18 protein-coding genes are annotated in these 18604 nt (G+C 42.8%); 15 read left to right on the plus strand and 3 right to left on the minus strand.

Annotated features, from left to right (window positions below; genetic code table 11):
- Positions 1-70: 70 nt before the first annotated feature.
- The 14 genes from H7F31_RS18745 (at position 71) to H7F31_RS18810 (ending at position 14166) form a co-directional block, all read left to right on the plus strand.
- Entirely contained in the window at positions 71-553 is a 483-nt protein-coding gene (locus tag H7F31_RS18745) for a GyrI-like domain-containing protein (RefSeq protein WP_187100026.1), read from the plus strand.
- Between the two features lie 49 nt (positions 554-602).
- Positions 603-833, plus strand: a complete 231-nt coding sequence (locus H7F31_RS18750; RefSeq protein ID WP_187100027.1) for a DUF6547 family protein — start codon at positions 603-605, stop codon at positions 831-833.
- Between the two features lie 351 nt (positions 834-1184).
- The gene (locus tag H7F31_RS18755) at positions 1185-1883 is read left to right on the plus strand and encodes a hypothetical protein (RefSeq protein ID WP_187100028.1); all 699 of its coding nucleotides are present in this window, start codon (positions 1185-1187) and stop codon (positions 1881-1883) included.
- Positions 1884-1988: 105 nt separating this feature from the next.
- The gene (locus tag H7F31_RS18760; protein ID WP_187100029.1) at positions 1989-2600 is read left to right on the plus strand and encodes a DUF4304 domain-containing protein; all 612 of its coding nucleotides are present in this window, start codon (positions 1989-1991) and stop codon (positions 2598-2600) included.
- 534 nt (positions 2601-3134) lie between these two features.
- Positions 3135-3689, plus strand: coding sequence for a hypothetical protein (locus H7F31_RS18765; protein WP_187100030.1), 555 nt, complete (start codon positions 3135-3137; stop codon positions 3687-3689).
- Positions 3690-3826: 137 nt separating this feature from the next.
- A complete protein-coding gene (locus H7F31_RS18770; protein WP_187100031.1) occupies positions 3827-4087 on the plus strand; it encodes a CPCC family cysteine-rich protein in 261 nt (86 codons plus the stop codon).
- Between the two features lie 162 nt (positions 4088-4249).
- Positions 4250-4885, plus strand: a complete 636-nt coding sequence (locus tag H7F31_RS18775; protein ID WP_187100032.1) for a hypothetical protein — start codon at positions 4250-4252, stop codon at positions 4883-4885.
- 179 nt (positions 4886-5064) lie between these two features.
- Positions 5065-5697, plus strand: a complete 633-nt coding sequence (locus H7F31_RS18780; RefSeq protein ID WP_261800049.1) for a hypothetical protein — start codon at positions 5065-5067, stop codon at positions 5695-5697.
- 50 nt (positions 5698-5747) lie between these two features.
- Complete coding sequence (locus H7F31_RS18785) at positions 5748-6149, plus strand: Imm7 family immunity protein (protein ID WP_108994936.1); 402 nt, start codon at positions 5748-5750, stop codon at positions 6147-6149.
- Between the two features lie 471 nt (positions 6150-6620).
- Positions 6621-7895 (plus strand): HEPN domain-containing protein, encoded by a 1275-nt coding sequence (locus tag H7F31_RS18790; protein ID WP_187100033.1) that lies wholly within the window; start codon positions 6621-6623, stop codon positions 7893-7895.
- A 271-nt stretch (positions 7896-8166) separates the two neighbouring features.
- Positions 8167-8532, plus strand: coding sequence for a DUF6547 family protein (locus tag H7F31_RS18795; protein ID WP_187100034.1), 366 nt, complete (start codon positions 8167-8169; stop codon positions 8530-8532).
- A 1227-nt stretch (positions 8533-9759) separates the two neighbouring features.
- Positions 9760-11334 carry an HsdM family class I SAM-dependent methyltransferase gene (locus tag H7F31_RS18800; protein ID WP_261800535.1) on the plus strand — a complete coding sequence of 525 codons (1575 nt, stop codon included), beginning with the start codon at positions 9760-9762 and terminating at the stop codon, positions 11332-11334.
- A complete protein-coding gene (locus H7F31_RS18805; RefSeq protein ID WP_187100036.1) occupies positions 11316-12956 on the plus strand; it encodes an ATP-binding protein in 1641 nt (546 codons plus the stop codon). Before H7F31_RS18800 ends, H7F31_RS18805 begins: the two co-directional genes overlap by 19 nt.
- Positions 12946-14166, plus strand: a complete 1221-nt coding sequence (locus H7F31_RS18810; RefSeq protein WP_187100037.1) for a hypothetical protein — start codon at positions 12946-12948, stop codon at positions 14164-14166. Before H7F31_RS18805 ends, H7F31_RS18810 begins: the two co-directional genes overlap by 11 nt.
- A gap of 1531 nt (positions 14167-15697) precedes the next feature.
- Here H7F31_RS18810 and H7F31_RS18815 read toward each other — a convergent pair.
- From H7F31_RS18815 to H7F31_RS18825, 3 genes are all read right to left on the minus strand, one after another.
- Positions 15698-16267, minus strand: a complete 570-nt coding sequence (locus tag H7F31_RS18815) for a manganese catalase family protein (RefSeq protein WP_187100038.1) — start codon at positions 16265-16267, stop codon at positions 15698-15700.
- 108 nt (positions 16268-16375) lie between these two features.
- Complete coding sequence (locus H7F31_RS18820) at positions 16376-16642, minus strand: spore coat protein CotJB (protein WP_187100039.1); 267 nt, start codon at positions 16640-16642, stop codon at positions 16376-16378.
- Entirely contained in the window at positions 16643-16882 is a 240-nt protein-coding gene (locus H7F31_RS18825) for a spore coat associated protein CotJA (RefSeq protein ID WP_187100040.1), read from the minus strand.
- A gap of 196 nt (positions 16883-17078) precedes the next feature.
- Between H7F31_RS18825 and spoIIP the strand changes: the two genes are divergently transcribed.
- Positions 17079-18293 (plus strand): stage II sporulation protein P, encoded by a 1215-nt coding sequence (spoIIP, locus tag H7F31_RS18830; protein WP_187100041.1) that lies wholly within the window; start codon positions 17079-17081, stop codon positions 18291-18293.
- The last annotated feature ends 311 nt before the right edge of the window (positions 18294-18604 follow it).

Consider the following 18604-nt stretch of genomic DNA (forward strand, 5'->3'; position numbering starts at 1 on the left):
CAGCAAAGAAAGGGGGATTTTGGATATAAATCGAATAAGAAAAGGACAAAAAAATTGGGGAGTGGATTCAATGGAAATTGAAATCGTTCAAACTAGCAGTATCTCTACATATGTTGGGGTAAGGGCGAGTGCTCATATGTCAAATCTAGGGGAAAGCATTGGACGTGCTTTTGAAGAATTGATAAGAAGACGTAATGAAATTAAAAACATAAAAAACCCAAATGTGACCTACGGTATATCTCCTCCAAACTACAAAGGAAGCACTGGCACAGTAGACTTTTATTGCTGTTATGAAGTAGATCCACTCGAAAACTTACCACATGGAATGATTCATATCCATCTATTGCCACGTACTTATTCAAAGACTCATTATAGGGGACCAGCTAGCAAAACGGTAACCGCTTATGATTACACGACTAAGTGGATGAATGAAAATGGCTACACCCATGATGATGTTTCTTATTATTTTGAAAGATACGATGAGAAGACAATAATAGAATCAGATGATGAACGAAATGAAGTAAAAATATTTTGTCCTGTAAAGAAGACATGAGCATTAAGCTAACGGGAACTTTAGTTCAATCTTTGGAAAATCTAAAGTTTTGAGTGAATTGACGACGGAACAAAAAGAGGTAATAGCACTGATCGCCCAATCGGCTCGAGATGGCGGGATTCATGATGTTCTTGTATATCTGACAGATCAAATCAATCTTGAAGGGCTTGAAATCGTGAAAAATGACGTAAAAATGGAAACGGATCCCTTCGACTCGGGTATGCATTATGATTGGGTATGCCGCAGAGAAGGAGATTCATGGCCGGATCAAAATAGCTAATTTCCTCGATTATGCATTAAGCTATCGGAGAACGATAGCTGAATAAACGACCAGGATGAAGCTGCCGGCGCAGATTGGCAGCTTCATTGTGTTAACGGTTTTAGGGCAGCCTCTTTTCAGCCTTAACCTCACTCAAATCACCGATAAAAACGATGTGCGCATAATCCTCGTTACCTCTAAGATATCAGTGATAGTATACCGTGGAGTTTCACCCCGATATCCTAACGGGCAGAATAGTGCAATAAACGAGCTAGAATTTGGAACATTTTCTATCTCCAAAACGTTAACTTTTTGAAAGTACTACATTTTGAGTTCGGTTGTGTAATGAAAAGTTAGACAGGAGGAATTACAATGCTGCTGAAAGATACAGATCAACTGGACGATCTGAAGGGTTTTCTAATCAGCTGGTACGGAAGGTATGACAGTTCCTTCGGTGTGCCAGTGGACGAGATTCCAACGTATCTGCCAAATGCGTTGTATGAATTATATGCGTTTGCAGGACGCTGGAAAGATGGTTCGGACGACCACCTCGAGAACTCTCCAGAGATATTTCAACAGCAGGATTGTCTTTATTCGGTGGAGCGACTGAAGAAGGATCAGGAGAAGGTCACGTTTCTTGAAGAAAATCAAGCAAACTGGACTTGCCAAGTGGAGGCAGGCAACAACGATTCTCCTGTCTACTGTGACGAGCACTTGCTTTGGGATGACAATGCAGAGGGATATACCATTGTAAATGACTCTTTATATCATTTTCTGAAAAGTTTTTGTTTACAGGAGGTTGTTTTTGGCTGCAAACATCTTTATCTGATAGAAGGAAAAGTAGACCATATACAGATGTTGTTTGATAAGTCGATTGAAGCAGTGTGGTTAAATGGGTACTATATTAGTCCCAAAGAAGAAGGGCCTACTCATACCTTTTACCGGTGCGGGGACGTGCTGATCATGGAGCGCTATGGTGACTTTTGGTTAGGTTCTAACTCTGATTTGCCTGCAGCATTGAACGATGATGTCCTGTCTTCAATCAAACTGAGAAAGATTAAACCCGATTGAGTCGGTCGCGAAAGTCGTAAGTCTGGAAAAAAACTGATTTTCGAGTCGTCTGCATTTGTGTGATTATTCAAACGGCATAAGGATAGCAATTTTCTAGGAGGGATCATGTTGCAGCAGCTCTTTAACGACTTGATTAAGCAGGACGTAAAGCCGTTCCTTTCCAAGCATGGCTTCGCAAAGAAGAGTTTAAATTTCAGTAAGGTAACAGAAAACCTCATCTACATGTTCAATTTCCAAAAATCCTCTGGCAATTCAGCGGATAATGTCATGTTTTATGTGAACTGCGGTATTTATGCAGCGGAGTTGGCACAGATACAATCGAGAGCGATTCTGACAACACCTCAAGAAGCGGAGTGTCACTTCAGAGCAAGAATTGGGGAAATTGCCGAGTCTGCTCCAGATCGATTTGTAATCACACCCGATACGAATATGGATGATTTAAGAAAAACGCTGCTAGGTGGATTAGAAGATGTTATTCATTTCTATAATACTATGACCAGTGCCAGATCGATTGTTGATTATTACACTTCAGGTCCATTTTTACATCTGGGCGAAGAGAGCTTTCATTTGCTATTGCGATCCAATGATTTAGCAGCGGCTAAACATTATTTGAAGGCTTTGCAGGAAAAGTACGGAACAGAAAAGAGATGGGCTATATTCGAAAATAAATACGAGGCCATCTTCAATAAGTACAGTGTGGAATTCGTTAAACTATAAGTCAGCATAGTGAACGGAAGCGAGAAAAATAATGAAATTAAAGAGATGAAGTAATGAGAGCACATAAATTACGTCCTTTTGTGCCATCGGGTTCAGAATATGGAATGATGTGTGTGCTACATGCCATCGACCCATTGCGCTTCCTGGAATGATTGAGACGCCAGGAATACGGCGTTTTATGCTATATGCTCCGGGAAGATCGATCGACGGTCACCACTGTCGTTTTGTGCATTATATAAACAGGCGTTGTCACCGTGATAACTACGCTCTGTCGACATTGATCGGTTGAACTAACGGGACACGATAGTTCAAATTATGCAATAGGCTGCCTGCATTTATGTCAGCCTCTTTTCAGTCTTAATCTTACTCAAATCACCGATAACAACGATGTGCGCATAATCCTCGGTACCTCTAAGATATCAGTGATAGTATACCGTGTAGTTTCACCCTGATATCCTAACGGGAGACAATAGTTGAATAAATGACGAAAATGAAGCTGCCGGTGCTGACCTGCAGTTCTACCCTGCGGCAACGATGGAGATGCTCGAACAGCGTTTTGTACAAAAGACTGATGAAAAGGCTTATTATGATTCGGAAGTTGACATAATTGATCTATACGTAAGTCTTGATAAAGCCGCCCTGGATACATACAGTTTAAACTCCAAAGTATATGTCGGTGAATTTAATGGTTGGGTAAGCTTTTTGCATTCCGAGTTTTCTTGGGGTACGGTGGAGGAGTATGCACTTTCCTTATCTCTGGATTTGCATGATCCCGTGCTGGCAGTATCGTATTTCGACGACGATATCCTATCCATAGGAGTATACTTAAAGGGTACGTTGGTCAATCAGCATATTAAATCTTACGGAAATTACGGCATAGACGACAAGGAAATGGATATTTGGTCATTTATTCAGACACTTGATATACAGGTAACGCCAAAAGAGGTGCGATTTGCTTTGTTCAATCATGGTATACAGAAGCAAGTTGAGGAGCTTGAAAAGTTACTATGTCTTCCCCTCTGGATCGATGCGGAATGGATAGGTGAAAGCGATCTAGAGTATTACGAAGAAATCGGAAATCGGGTCTAACGGAAAGCGATAGCACTTCGACACAACGGCAGCCGGCCACGCGATCGGTTGCCGTTATTCGTTGAGGTAACAGGCAGGATAGTTACAATATGTGGTATATTGAAAAAAGGCTAAGACTTGTTGTTAGGAGGCTATAAATGAAGAGGCAACAATGTCCCTGTTGCGATTTTTATACTGTAGATAGTGAAGATGAAGTTATTGTAGATATCTGTGATGTTTGCTTCTGGCAATACGATCTAATTGCACATGAGCTACCTGATAAAAATATTGGCGCTAACCATATTTCATTAAATCAGGCTAGAGAAAATTATAAGTTATTTGACGTTTGTAAACAAGAATTCCGGCATTTAGTTAGAGATCCAATAGAAGAAGAACTACCTGAAAATAATATAGGATGAGGGTCTACGGGGGCTCATTAATAGCGTCGCAACATGACGGTAGCCGACCACGCGATCGGCTACCGTTGATCGTTGAAGTAATGGGCAGTTTAATTCCAATATGTGTTAAAATACAAAGGTAAGAAAGTGTACTTGTTCGACCCTTAAATAAAGGAGGGAAATATGGGAGCGAATTTTTCAGCGGTAATAGAACATAATATTCGGAATAAAAATAGCCTCGAAAAGTTTCTAGAAGATTTGATTTCTCGATCAGACCTATTTCCAACCATTCATAAATTAACAAACCATGAAAATGACCAGTGGGAGTGGATTCGGGAATTAGACATACCTATCTCCTTCGGAAAACAAATGACCAGTTGGGTAAAGGACTTGAAAAGAAAAGTAGAGGAGACTAAATTACAGAAGAGATACAAGTATTCGAACGTTTGGGAAGAACTCATCAGTGAAGACAGATTAGAGTTAAGTGGACCCGATTCAATTCTTGAAATGAAATTTAACATACATATCCTTGAGCTCTCTTCTTATATTAGGTGGCGTTCTTTTTTAATGGATATGGAGACGCAATCGATATTAAGAAATGTTTGCAAAGAACTTTGCTCTTATTTCGATACCAATTACTGTATCTATATGTCGGATGAGTTCTGTGCAACTGATTCGATATATGAAGGTAAGTCAATGAGCCAATACAGGGAAGAATTGATGAGAAGATTCGGGCAATCAAAACAAACAATAGATGACATGTACATAAAACTTGAAGATAGTTGGACCACGGAAGGATATTTTATTGAGTACTTTTAGGGATTGTAAAAAGCAAGAGCGTCGGTCGATTAAACAAAAGGGGAACGATAGCACCAAGACACCTACGGCAACCGGCCACACGACCGGTTGCCGTTACTTGTTGAAGTAACGAGCAGATTAACGTAATATCTAACCGTTTCTGATATACTTTTTAGAGATGGTTTTAAGGAGGGCTGTTATTGTACCTAAGTAAGAAAAAGAAGATTAGAGGCTGGAGAAGACATGTCCGAAAAATTGAAATGTGGAAGCAACGAGTAATTAATTTAGACATAAGACATCTGTCTCGATATCAAAGGGATTATGCTAAGCTTTGGATTCATCCTTTTTACGCTATCCCTCGTAAGAATCCTCCACGGTGGTATAATCAGCTTCTCCTTGAAGCAATGTTGGAGGTTTATCAAAGTTGGCTTGAAAAGTTCACCCGTTTAGATGAGAGCTTTTATCTCAAGTTATGGATATACGAGCCTCACTTTATAAATTCGCAAGTGGTAACTGCTTATAAAGATTGCCTTCATTTTTATGACCGAACTTTCGATATTGGAACTCAAGATAGGCAGTTCCCGTTTCACAAATACCCTTACCTGAAAGAAAAGTTACAAAGATTAGATTGGCGACTACATATTGATTGTGATGTGTATACTGAGAGCGACCTTGTTGATAATATTTGCCGCGGTTGGATGAGCTTTGATGAGTCTGATGCTATTAAAGCGAAGGCTCACAAAGTTGAAGAAATTCGTCTTACAGATGGTGGTATAGATAAAAAGTACAGTGTTAAAGTCGGGGACGTTTGGGTCGGTTCCCTAAAGAACTAGGAAATTGAACTAACGGAGAACGATAGCTCAAACTTTAAGGGAGGAAAATCATGTTTGAGTTTCATGGTTGGGTTGTATTGAGGTACCACACTCATGACACAAATGAAACCTTTCAGGATAAGTCTTACAGTGATTTTATTAATTATTTGAAAGATGTAGATACCGAAGGATTGTCAAATATCACACGAAGAAACGGTCTGGATTCTTGGACAATCACTGGATTACATAATCATCGTTCAAATTATGTGCTCGATATATTTCGTTGGGTGTCTGAGAACATACCTGGCTCATATGGGTTATTATACGTACATGATGATGAAGATGCAGAAGATAACAACAGGTTCGTTGTATGGAAGTTAGCTCGCGGCATTTTAACTCATGAATCGGATAATTTACTGTCACCATATATTCCAGTAGTTGAGGACGAGTATAATCCCGAAAGAGCTGATTGAGCTAACGGAGAACGATAGTTAAACAAAAGCAAAGGCCATCCACACTTTTGAGTTCAGAGGCTGGTTAGCAACCGGCAGTGATTATGTGATAGTCGAAATTGATGGTTTTTTCGAGAATGTACTTATTTCTGGCAAGACATGTTCAAGTGCGGAATTAAGGGATAGGTACAGAATAGCCAAAGAGCAATGTGCCAGCATACGGGATTTTACTGATATCTTTTGCAGGCTTTTTCAATATGAGCGGGTGCCTTTATCGCATCAGGAGAGTGTCCGGCCTGACTTCGTAATTGATACCGATACGCATTTATACGCCAAGGTATTGAACTATCGGGAGACGTTAGTTCAACAACAACAGCTGTCTAGGACTTTATTATCTAGTCCATGACGGCTGCATTTTTTCATTAAGGTTCAGTCTAATACTTATACTTCGGCTATGTAGTTTAGCCAATAAAAGTAAGGGGCGAGATGGTCGTGAGTTTAATGGAATCATATTGCGATCTTGTTCAGCTAAACAAACAACGCAATGAGTGGAATAATTGGCTTGATGATGAAGCGACTTGGAAATTTGTTTATTCGCTCACTGAAGAAGAGAGATTCAAAGAAATTATGGATTACGAACTATCGGCAGACTTTCTACCGTTTATATTCCAACAATTTAACATACAAAGTAATGATGTTAATCATATCGAGGTATTCTCCGATCTAATGGACCTTCTATATCGAAACCTGAAGATTAATGTTTCTGACGATTGGATCATGATACCTTTAATCGATGCCGAGTTGGGTAAAAGTATTGAAATTAATAAAAGTGCGTTTGTGATAGCTGGAGATAGAGCGGACAAAATTAATGAAATTAGTCATCTTGTAGGTATTGATTCTAAAGAACTGACAACTCGTACTGAGCATACTGAAAATTCAAGATCACCAGATTTTTTACATGATCCTTTACTCATGTTAAAGACAACCCATCAACAGCAGATTGTTCAACGGAGCGCTGAAAGCATTGCATTTTATGCAGTGAATTTTCTTAACGTACTATACTGGGGGCATATTTTCCCTAAATTCACCGCTTCAAGATTCAATGTATTGAACCTTCATAAAAAGAGACATATAAATCAGCATTTGGTTATCCAAAACATCAATGGTTCGAGGTGGGGGCATAGGCCAATACAATTTGATTATTCATGTAAGTTCGAATTGGACTGGCTAAATGATGATGTGATGAAAGAACGCTTTGGCCAATTAATGAGATTGAATCATATCAATTTCAAACACAATGAGTTGTCGGAGCGTTTTCTGAGGGGGATTCGCTTTTTTGTTAGGGCTATCTATACAAAAAACAACAATCGTTTTTTTGATATGGAGGCTGACAGAATACTGTTGCTTAATATTGCGACGGAATGTGTTTTATTACAGCAAAATGAAGAATTGAAATCGGCGAAATTAAAAAGAAGATTAGCCAGATTAGGTGATCTTGAAGATTTAAGATTGAAGGATCGGAAGGACATCATTTATCGAATGACGGGACTTAGAGGAGGATATGTCCATGAAGGTGTACTTTTATACGAGGTTAATAATAGTTCCAGGAATGATAAGGATTTGATGACAGACCTAAACAATTACTGTAGGATGGTAGCGAGATTTTTAAGCAAGGCATATGTACTGACAGAAGAAAGTAATATAAGTGCGAGTGAGAACCATAAGGACATAGAAGAATGGTTTGATTATTTAAAAAGTAAATCTTGAGAACGGATGTAGTGTTTAAACAGTTTGTCGGGAATTAGCAATCAAATTGCTGACGAAGGTCTCGCTAAGAGTGCGGCCTTTTATTTTGTTTATAACTGATCCAGGTACTTCCCGACCGTTTTGCGTTCGCGCACAAGCTTCATGGTTGTATAAGTTGTAGACCGTGAAAATAAAATATTTGAATGACGATGCTTCATTAAACTAAAGGGAGACTTTAGTTCAATCTTTGGAGAAACAAAACCTATAAAGAATTCTATAATGGGGGAAACAGATGGAGAAGCAAGCATTAGAACTTTATAAGGAATTCATTGATGATTTAGTAGAACTACGCCCATGTGTATTACCACGCTGGATAACGGGTAATGGCTGGCCGAAAACCGTTGAAAACGAGAAGATCAATAAAGTTTTGAGTGAATTGACGACAGAACAAAAAGAGGTAGTAGCACTGATTGCCCAATCGGCTCGAGATGGCGGGATTCATGATGTACTTGTATATCTGACAGATCAAATTAATCTTGAAGGGCTTGAAATCGTGAAAAATGACGTAAAAATGGCAACTGATCCCTTTGACTCTGGTATGCATTATGATTGGGTATGCCGCAGAGAAGGAGATTCATGGCCTGATCAGAATAGATAATTTTCTAGATTACACTTTAAGCTCCCTCGGAGATCTTTAGCTTAATGATCTAGGGGAAGATTGCCTGAACGGCAGTTTCCCCGTAGGTGATCCGATTACAATTATTGCAGGCTATGTCATGCAATTTAAGAGCGTCCTATGAGGGATGTCAAATATAACAAAACACCTGCGGCTCTATTCTAATAATCCCATGCGTTTGGGTTTAAAAAATAACAATAACAACATGTCACTGAAAATAACAAAAAAATAACGAAAATTCCGGTTGAATCTGAAAGAAACTGAAACAAACGGCAAGTCAAGAAGTTAAATAACCAGTTTTTAAAAGAAAAATGAAAGAGGATGAAAGAAATTGAAAGAGGATGAAAGATGGGCGGCATGATGTAATATAGGCTGAAAAGCCTTGATTTATAAGGGTTTTAAGGTGTCGAGGTGTCCTGAGGCTAACTAAAGGGTAACATCGGCAGAAAACTAGAGGTTTCTCATGAGTTCACCGAACTTGTGGGAGGCTTCTTTTTTCGTTGGTTTGGTTACGTGCAGATATACGTTCTTTGTGGTATTGGCTGGGCGTCGAGTTCAGTCTAGACTGATTTCAGGAGTTGAGACTTGCGGTTATGGACTTGCTGGGATACTCAGGGTAGCTCGAATTAGCTTCTGTCGTCTTGGTGAATACAAAGTCGTGATCGTGAAGGTTGAACGAAGTGAAACTTAATGATCTTTTGCTCAGTCCTCAGTCGAGGAATTCAACCGTTTGCAAAGGTGAAGGCTTAGTCGCAGCAATAAGCCAGGAAAGACTCCCGTTGCTATCTCCGACCAGGAGGAAATGGTTATAAAGGCCTAGAACTATTATGAATAGCGTGATTTTATGGAGGCGATAGATTGGAACTGTTATTCCGAAGCATAGACCAAATTTATAAAATGATACTAAAGAGCGGGGCTAAAAACACGTTAAACGCCGTGGATCAACTCATCTATTTCTGGTACTTGCACTGGCGTAGTGACCGGAGAGGAGATCTGTTATCACCTTCGCAATTATCTTGGCGCACCCTTATCGAGCTGAAGGAAAGAGCGCTGAACGAGATTATGCTTGAAGTCGGAGGTCTTTCTAGCCGGAATAAGGACAGCCTTGAATATATAATGGGGGAAGCCGTTAAGAGCATTACATTGGATCATTTTCAATGTCAGGATGTGATTTGGGAGCTTAATTCCTTTCAAATCGAACTGAATCATATGACTCGTAGGACGGGATACGATAAAACGAAGCTGGAGTTGGATTGCTTCGTGCATTTGCTGCAACAATTGAGTCAAGACGCGTATCCGACGCTGTTGCCGACACCGAAGGCGGTCGTGTCCGCGATTTCCGATATGATGGTTGAAGTATCTGGCATTTTTATTCATGAGTATGCCAAGGATATGACAGTTTACGATCCTTGCTGCGGGACGGGCGCTCTTTTATGGGGAGCGTCGGATAAATTACGTGATGCTGCCCGAATTCCATTAACGACGGTTGTGGGACGCGATTTATCGCCAGCAATGGTCCGAATAAGCTTAATGCGGTTTATGTTGGGGGATCGGGAACCGGACGGCGTTGATTCGCATTTTCTAGCTTGCAATGTGCTGGCTAACCGTAACTATAACTCTCTCGCGAGCAAGCGGTTCGATTTCGTGGTACTGCATGGCCCATTTAGCGGGACTGAACAATTGTCAGGCGTTTTAAAAGAATATTTGGAGTTTCTTACGGATCGCGCAGAGCTTTTATTATTGACACATGCCTGCATTCAGCTTCGAGACGGAGGCTTCCTGTTTGCACTCATACCGGAGCATGTGATGACGTTCAAAGGCGAGGAGTATGAAGGCTACCGGAGCTGGCTGTTCTCTAGATATTCGCTTCATGCTGTCATTACGTTGGCCCCTGGCTTATTACATGAGAACGAGAGTTCGGCATCTTGTCTGATCGTGTTGCAAAATTTGGTGCCCGAACAAGGAATGGCGCCGAACGTTTTCATCGACGACGTGGCCCGTAACAAGGAGTCGGATTGGAAAAAAATGCTGTTCAGCTGGCGGAACCATATTCAGATGGTAAAGGGAAATGCTTCTGCCATTACCGAGAGTGTAGCGACAGTTACTTATGAAGAAATGATGCGGAAAAATTGGAACGTATCGGCTTACCAGCACCTTTTGTCCAATAACGTAAGCGGCAAGCTGAAAAAGCAGAAATCGATACTGCTCGAAGGGATAATGGAACATATTTCACGATCAGAGTCTTTCATGTGTGAAAAGGGAACGCTTCCGGTGCATAGGGACGAACTGACTGAGCAACTGATCTACCCCTTCACCAATGCGGGACTGGCGGGAGCTCTGAATGTCCCCGTTGATCGGTTGCAGCCTTTGCTGCAATTATTGATTGTGAAGGGGAAAATCGAGGCAGTCCACGTTCAAGGGATTGTCTTGTATCAAATGAGTGATACAGATTGGCAGTACAAAAGAATTTTTAAGCAGAAGCATTCTCCACTCCTTAAACATTTGGCTCAAGAGCAACGAAGCTTATTTGAGGCTATTAGGGATGCCTCGAAGCCACTTGCGATTCATGAAGCCAGGCGGAAGATGAAGGTCTCCGATAAGCTCCGCGAGCAATTCAGCATACAAAGCGTGAAGCAGACGATTGAGCTATTTCATCGACTCGGGCTTATAGAGCCTGTTTATAGTTTTTTTGACTGGGATGAAAGAGTAGGTGGACAGTTGCAGGCTCTGGATCTATGGAAACCGGTGGAAGAGGGGGATCGAACGTGGAAATTCATAAAATAATGATCAGGCATTATAAGCAGCTTCGCAATTTCCAACTGGCATTCGCTGAAAACGATCGCTCTCTTTCCGAGCTAGCGATCAAATTTTTGATTGGCGAGAACGGTTCGGGCAAATCTTCGCTTATTGAAGCGATTGGCTTGATCTTTACAAGAGCGGTCCACGACGAATCGCCCGGCTTTGAATATGAGCTTATTTACAGCATATTTGATAACAAAGGTGAGCGCGTTTATGTTTATTTAACGAATCAGAAGAAAAAGAAATTGACTTACCGTTTGCAGGTTAGGACACACACCGATTTTAATAAGGTGGGGAAGGCAGGCATACGGGATTATCGCTTTAGCGAACAAACCGAGTTGCACCCAAACAAAATATTATCGTTTGCTTCAGGCCCGAATAATGAGCTTGAGGATGTGCTGTACCATTCGGCGTTAAAGTCGCTGCACAGTGATATGTACGATGCAATGGATAACGGAAAAGAGGCGATACTCGATCATCTGGAAAGTCTCGGCGCTTCGTTCGTTTATGAACCGAATTTCCTGAACTTTGACAACCGCTCCGCTATCTATATTTTACTGGCACTTGTGTCGTCGGTGCCGAATCGTCCGCAGCTTAAGGAAACTTATCTAGCCAAGCGCCGTAAATTGCTGAATAGCGTGCCTGGCTTCAATCCGCTCGGTTTTTCGCTGACGATTGACGAGTCGAAAATAGATAAGCTTCATCTAGGACAGTCTGGCAGCGTGCAGAAATGGCCGCGATACTTGTCACTGTTTCGGCAATGGCTTGGCTCGACATGGAAAGAATCTAGTGTTGCGATTCGCCACAGCTCTGACGGGCAGCCTCCGCGTGTTCAACGGACGTTTTATTTTTCTCTATCGAAGGAGCAGGCAACGGACGACGACTACGGGCTTTTTGACAAGTTCCCGCCTGATGACTTGCACCTGGCACCGTTGGAATTTTTGAACATGCTGATGGTAGCTTACCGTTCAGGCTACATTGCAGATGCACATCTGCAGTATACCCTCAGGGGCTCGGACCACGTGCTTGAAGATGGCGAGTTAAGCGATGGCGAATGGCTGTGGTTGTGCCGCATGGGACTCGTACTGCTTGTGCAGCAGGAGAGTATCGACAATGTCTTGTTTCTGTTCGACGAGCCGGACGTATTCTTGAACGAAAGCTGGATAATGAAATTTGTTGAAGAACTCTATCGATTTGGGAATGTTCCGATATTCAATGGTTCGGAATATATAGACGGCTATATGAACCATGAATATTTTATCGCGACGCATTCCACGCTTCTGCTTACCGATGCGATGAGGTCTCAAACGTACGTGTTCCATAAGTCGCTTAATGAGCAGAACGGCGTTACCATAGAAGCTGAACAGGTCAATATGCCGACGTTCGCCGCCGATCGGGCTGAAATTAGCGCACGGCTATTTACCAAGCGGAACCGTACGGGCAATTATGCAAGGCAAAGAATCAATCGAGTGATTAAAAGTAAAAGCATCGCTGATCTGAATAAGCTGATCGCCGAAGTCGGGCCAGGTTATGACCGTTTTAGGCTGGAGCATTTGCGCGTGAGCTTGCAGTCCGAAGAAGAAGGGGAACCATTCGATGCTGATTGATCTTAAGCCTCCAAAGACATTGCATGGTGAAATGAGCATCGCTTCCGAGTTGATGGTAGAAATTTTCAACCATTGCCAGACTTACCCGATAACTGACGGCAAGACGAAAGACAAAGCCAACTTTATCAAGCTTTACGCCAAGTCGAAGGATTGCTGCCTTCTGTTGCCTCAAGGCGAGTGGATTTTTAATCGAGTAACAGAATTTATCAATGGCGTTAAAAATCCTGCTTTACGAGCCGACATCATCGCTGCAATACGGCTGGATTTGGACTATGCGAAGAACCTGGACTGCAGCGCTTTCTCGTTTGCATCCTATGGCATTTTTGCCAAGTTAAATGAAGTTGAGAAAGCTGCGTGTCAAAAAATATTCGGCGATTTTTACGATCGCTTTTTTAGCCATAAAACATCCGGTGGAACAATGAACAACCGTCACCGATTCAAAGAAGAATATGAAGCCGAAAATCGGTTGGTATCTAAAATATGCCCAGCGTGTCTCGGAAATATGGATTTGGGCAAGGCTCAATTGGATCATTACTTTCCCAAAAGCCATTTTCCTACGCTTTCGGTCCAGCCGTTTAATCTTGTACCGGTTTGCAGCGATTGTAATTCCACCGTCGGCTCGGAAGAAGATAAAGGAAAGGGTAATACTGTGCCGACTTCTCCCTTGGATGAAACCAGGCACAACACTCCAGGCTGTCTTAAGCATATTTTCATTCCTTATCATCGCTCCGGCCAAAAGAAGATCATTGCGAAGGTGGAAGGGTCTCCTACTCACCCGGCGATTAGAGTTCAAGCGTTGCAGAAGGAATCAGCGGACACCCGGCAGCAAGTCGCCAACCATGTCGCGACCTACAAGCTCGACCGAGTGTGGACGCAAAAGCTGCCTATCGTCCATCTTACGTTGATTGAACAAGCTATAGTTGACTTGAAAAGCGAGTATTTTAGGCGAAAAACAGAAGGGCATCCACCGGGAGAGTTCGAATCTGAGGAGTTAACGCACTACTTGATGGGGAAATATGTGTTCAACAGTGACAAGGTCGTGTATAGAATCAGCGACCGTTTTCTACTGTCGAATTACGCGATGTGGCTTACGCAGTCCGCGGATGCTATGACTGCATTCTCCAAAGAGCTTAATAGACGATGTGAAGAAGAAGGGGCAAATGAGGGGGACGTCCTTCCGCATTATTACGAGGATCTAGAGGAAGCATAGAGACTGTCTTTAAAATATCCACAGGTCCTTTGTAAGCCAACTTACAATGGACCAAATCTACAAGGCATTACTGAGGTAGTTTCTATATAAAATGGGTAACAAAAGAGTAACGCACACCTATGATAAACCATTATCTTTTATTAACGATGTTACTCCGACAATTCACGAAAACGCTGATTTGACGCGCTCTCGTGAACTACCGTTAACAATGTTACTGTTTGTGACCTAATGGGCGGCATGATGTAAATAAGGTGACAAAATTATAAGGGTTTTGAGATGAGGGATTTACATGCTATCAGATTTTCCAACGCAAAATGTGGAGTTAACGTTTCATTTAACTGTGCATTCTTCAGCAATTGGAGCATCTGTGGGATGTTTTTATTATTGCATCGTTAAGATGATTGTCGAAGGGGGGAGTTGCGCATTGTAGCTTCTTCTTTTTCGAGAGTAAGTTATGTAGTAATGTTCTGTATATTATAGGAGGCAATCCCCCTCGAGTCCCTGTCCCAATCTAATTATTATCAAGGTTTTTAAGTGGATTACTTTAAGCTTAACGGCTAATAATATCGAGTTAGTTGAGTCCTAACCCTCAAGATTGCAATGTGTACCTTTTGTGTACTGGATTTATAAAACCTATGATATTCTTATGCATTCTCAGCAAAATCTCTAAACAACAAAAATCCCCGCGACCCCAGTAATATCAAGGGATCGCGGGGATTTCTCTATTTATCAAATTCATTCTTATGCAACGTAATGGCGTCCCAGGAGGGATTCGAACCGGTTCCAGCTTTTAAATGTCGCCTTGACTAGTTTCGCAAAGACACCATTAAAGCTCCCCTCAAGTCCGTCAGCCACGGCAAGACGATTTGAACTTCGCTACACACGAGAAGGGAATATATCGGAACCTTTTTCTTGCCAATCACGTACGAGCTCTCTGAAGCAGTTTTAAGGCGGTTTAATGAAGACTGGAGAGGCATGCTGGTAACTTATATTATGATTGCTTAGAATCAACTCTCCAGCTACCAGATACTGCAGTTCGAACTATTCACTGAACCTCACATAAATATCGAGTAAGAAAAAACACCGGATACCATAAGAATCGGATGACAACTTTGCTATTATGAAGGTGTCGTCGATTCTTGACAGTCGGTTCCGCGAAAACCAACTCGTCGAATAGGAAGTCGTAAAAAATGAGAAATCTCGATGAGAACGAGCTTGAATTTATGGTCAAGTGTATTGCTGAGCTTTTTTTGATGAGTGTTTTTTTCTTTATGCATTAACTGCGTCTACCCACGAATTTTATTAGCCCTAATTAGCCCCGAAATTAACCCCAAATCAATGCTTTTTTATGCATTATCTTGCGTACTTCAATAATGCAAGAAACCCCAGAATTCCCTTGTAACAAGGGAGTTCCAGGGTTTCTGCGATACTTTGTTGCAAAGTCCGTCTATTAGCGGCTGTAACACTTGACGAAGAGAAAGGTCTCGAGTTTGTTAGTTATTAGTCGTTGAAGCACGAACAGTAGGTTTACTTAGAAAAAGATCTTCCGATCCTGTTCCTCTTTCAAAATTTCCACAGCTTCCCTAAAGCGTAGCGAATGAACAATCTCGCGTTCCCGTAGAAATTTGAGACTGTCCTGCAAGTCTACGTCATCCGTCAAGTCGATCAGCCACTGATAGGTGGCCCTGGCTTTTTCCTCGGCAGCAATGTCCTCATAAAGGTCCGCAATGGGATCGCCTTTAGCCTGAATATAGGATGCCGTCCATGGTACGCCCGCAGCGTTGTTGTAGAACAGTGCGCTGTCGTGCGCCGCGTAGTGAGCGCCAAGCCCAGCCGCCTTCAGCTGCTCCGGAGTCGCATCCTTTGTCAGCTTATAGATCATCGTCGCAATCATTTCCAAGTGGGCGAATTCTTCTGTCCCGATATCCGTCAGAAGTCCAATCACTTTGTCCGGTATCGTGTAACGCTGGTTCAAGTAACGCAACGCTGCAGCAAGCTCGCCATCGGCACCGCCATATTGCTCCATCAGAAATTTGGCCATAAGCGGATCGCATTTGCTCACTCTTACGGGATATTGAAGTTTCTTCTCATAAGCCCACATCGGTTGACTTCCCCCCGCTTTCCCATTGGACTTCAAACTCGTTGCAGTTGGCATGCGAGTTCCGGCCTTACCTGCTTTCAGACTATCGTCGTCATGCTCCGCGCGGCTCTACACTTGCCATGGCCAAGGAGCCTCTTTCCATTGCCACGGGGTTTTGGACATGCTGTGACCGAAGTTCATGAGCGGTCCGTATGCCTCTTCGTATTGTGCGGCTATTCGTTTGCGAAGCTCCGCATATTGGTTGAATTGGGCGATTGCGGCTTCGTCCTCTGGATGCGTATCCAGGTATAGATTTAATTCGACTAATACGAAGTCGACCGCCTGCAGATCGTGCAACAGCTTGTAATAGGCTTCATCAAGCAGTGTCTCAGCCATTTACATATCGCCTCCCGTTACCCTCGTCGGAGCAGAAGGATCTGGATATGGGGCAAATAAGGCCGGCCATAACGTCCCGTACTTCAAAGCATCGTAGGCCGAGAATTGGGGCAGATTGGGGGGCTGAAAGGTAATAAATAATTGCGGCGGCACGTTGTAGCTCTTTTCTCTGATTGGAGGACAGGGATCATGCGGTCCGACAAATGGGCGATAGGTTCGGAATTGATCGCTCGCATTCATAGCTATGCTCCTTTCCAAATCGTTCCTTGCCCAACTATATGACGGACGGCTTGGGCGTTATGCAAAGTTAAGCAAGTTCTTATTTCTGACTAGAAAACTAGCATTTTGAATAGAAAAAAATGAGATTAGCAGGATTTTCCTCGCTTACCGTCGAAACTTGCAGAGACATATTTGCGAAAACGGGGGAGATTGAGCGTTGAAACTGAGAAATGCATTACTGGGTGGCGCTGCAGCCATTCTGTTGTTGTCGGGTGCGGAAAATGTCGCATTTGCTTCTACTGTCAAGGCTGGTTCAACACTCAATGCAAGTCAGGTTGGCGGGAAACAAGCTAAGGTTGTACATATTGTCGCTGTAACCAACCTGCGCAAGGGGCCGGGAATGGATTACAAGATCGTGGCTAAGGCGCAACCTGGGGACAGCTTTGCTATAGAAGGCAGCGATGGCGACTGGTATAAGGTCGGACTTCCCGGTGGAGGCAAAGCCTACATCGCGAATTGGGTCGTGGAGACGGATGCGGAGGAGCAAGTCGCAATCGAGGGACCCGGTGAAGTGCAACAATCCGACAACAGTCCGAAGGCGACTGAGATTCAAATCCTGGGAGTCACCAATTTGCGAAGCGGGCCCGGGATGGATTACAGCGTCATTGCCAAAGCGCAAAGCGGCGATACGTTCCGAATCGATGGCTCGGAAGGCGAATGGTATCGCATCGTTTTGACGAACGGCGGACAAGCGTATGTTGCCAAGTGGGTTGTTCAAACGGAGGAAGTGCCGGATAGCGACAGCAGGGTCTATATCTACCATACTCATAATCGCGAATCATGGAAAAACGTTGCACGCAGTACTGCCGGCGGCGCGTACGATGACAAAGAAGTAAATATTACGCTGGTCGGCAAACATATGGCTTCCGCCCTGAAGCAGAGAGGCATTTCAACCATCTCGGAGAATGCGGATATTGCCGCAAGGTTAACGGAGCAAAAACTGAACTATTCGCAATCATACGCGGAATCAGGCAAAGCTGTAGCAAATGCGATCAGCTCCCATGCTTCCTTGTCTTATTTTCTGGATATCCATCGGGATGCGGATTTGCCTCGCAGCACAACAGCCGTAACGATCGGCAAGAAGACATACGCTCGCGTTATGTTTGTGATTGGCATGGCCAATCCCAACTACAAGGAAAACAAAAAGCTTGCGGATGCTTTACACACATTGCTGAATAAAAAATATCCCGGCTTGTCCAGGGGAGTGTTGCTCAAAGGCTCGAGCAACGGCAATGGCGAATATAACCAGTCGGTATCGAGCGGCAGCCTGCTTCTTGAATTCGGAGGCGTCAATAATACGCTTCAAGAAAATTTGAGCACGGCCGAAGCGTTTGCAGATGTGTTTGCGGACTATTTAAAGCAGAAGAAATAAGTTGATTTGAAGTTCGGACAAGCGGGAAATACAGGGCTTCTGGATGTACAAGCGAAAAACGTTTGAAAGAAAGCATGGGTAGGCTTCGTCAAAAAATAAATACATGCAAAAGGACTCTCCGCGGAGAGTCCTTTTGTATGTATTAAATTATGGATAGCCTAACAATATGGCTTGCTACTCCGTTTAACAATTCAGCAATCCGTAAGCTCGAATTCGGTATAGCAATGTTCATAAAATGTTCAGTAACATGCTATAGAATTACGTCTTATCAAGGAATTATGAAATAGCGGCAATTCGGCAACAATACAAAT

Origin of the sequence: Paenibacillus sp. PAMC21692, from assembly GCF_014303795.1 — a bacterium.
Taxonomy (GTDB): Bacteria; Bacillota; Bacilli; order Paenibacillales; family Paenibacillaceae; genus Pristimantibacillus; species Pristimantibacillus agaridevorans.

What these genes read in the sequence shown, in the direction of transcription:
- H7F31_RS18795 (WP_187100034.1), top strand. Translation starts at nt 8,167, where the DNA reads ATGGAGAAGCAAGCATTAGAACTTTATAAGGAATTCATTGATGATTTA.
- H7F31_RS18815 (WP_187100038.1), bottom strand. Translation starts at nt 16,267, where the DNA reads ATGTGGGCTTATGAGAAGAAACTTCAATATCCCGTAAGAGTGAGCAAA.
- H7F31_RS18775 (WP_187100032.1), top strand. Translation starts at nt 4,250, where the DNA reads ATGGGAGCGAATTTTTCAGCGGTAATAGAACATAATATTCGGAATAAA.
- H7F31_RS18820 (WP_187100039.1), bottom strand. Translation starts at nt 16,642, where the DNA reads ATGGCTGAGACACTGCTTGATGAAGCCTATTACAAGCTGTTGCACGAT.
- H7F31_RS18825 (WP_187100040.1), bottom strand. Translation starts at nt 16,882, where the DNA reads ATGAATGCGAGCGATCAATTCCGAACCTATCGCCCATTTGTCGGACCG.
- H7F31_RS18745 (WP_187100026.1), top strand. Translation starts at nt 71, where the DNA reads ATGGAAATTGAAATCGTTCAAACTAGCAGTATCTCTACATATGTTGGG.
- H7F31_RS18760 (WP_187100029.1), top strand. Translation starts at nt 1,989, where the DNA reads ATGTTGCAGCAGCTCTTTAACGACTTGATTAAGCAGGACGTAAAGCCG.
- H7F31_RS18755 (WP_187100028.1), top strand. Translation starts at nt 1,185, where the DNA reads ATGCTGCTGAAAGATACAGATCAACTGGACGATCTGAAGGGTTTTCTA.
- H7F31_RS18785 (WP_108994936.1), top strand. Translation starts at nt 5,748, where the DNA reads ATGTTTGAGTTTCATGGTTGGGTTGTATTGAGGTACCACACTCATGAC.
- H7F31_RS18765 (WP_187100030.1), top strand. Translation starts at nt 3,135, where the DNA reads ATGGAGATGCTCGAACAGCGTTTTGTACAAAAGACTGATGAAAAGGCT.
- H7F31_RS18810 (WP_187100037.1), top strand. Translation starts at nt 12,946, where the DNA reads ATGCTGATTGATCTTAAGCCTCCAAAGACATTGCATGGTGAAATGAGC.
- H7F31_RS18770 (WP_187100031.1), top strand. Translation starts at nt 3,827, where the DNA reads ATGAAGAGGCAACAATGTCCCTGTTGCGATTTTTATACTGTAGATAGT.
- H7F31_RS18800 (WP_261800535.1), top strand. Translation starts at nt 9,760, where the DNA reads ATGACTCGTAGGACGGGATACGATAAAACGAAGCTGGAGTTGGATTGC.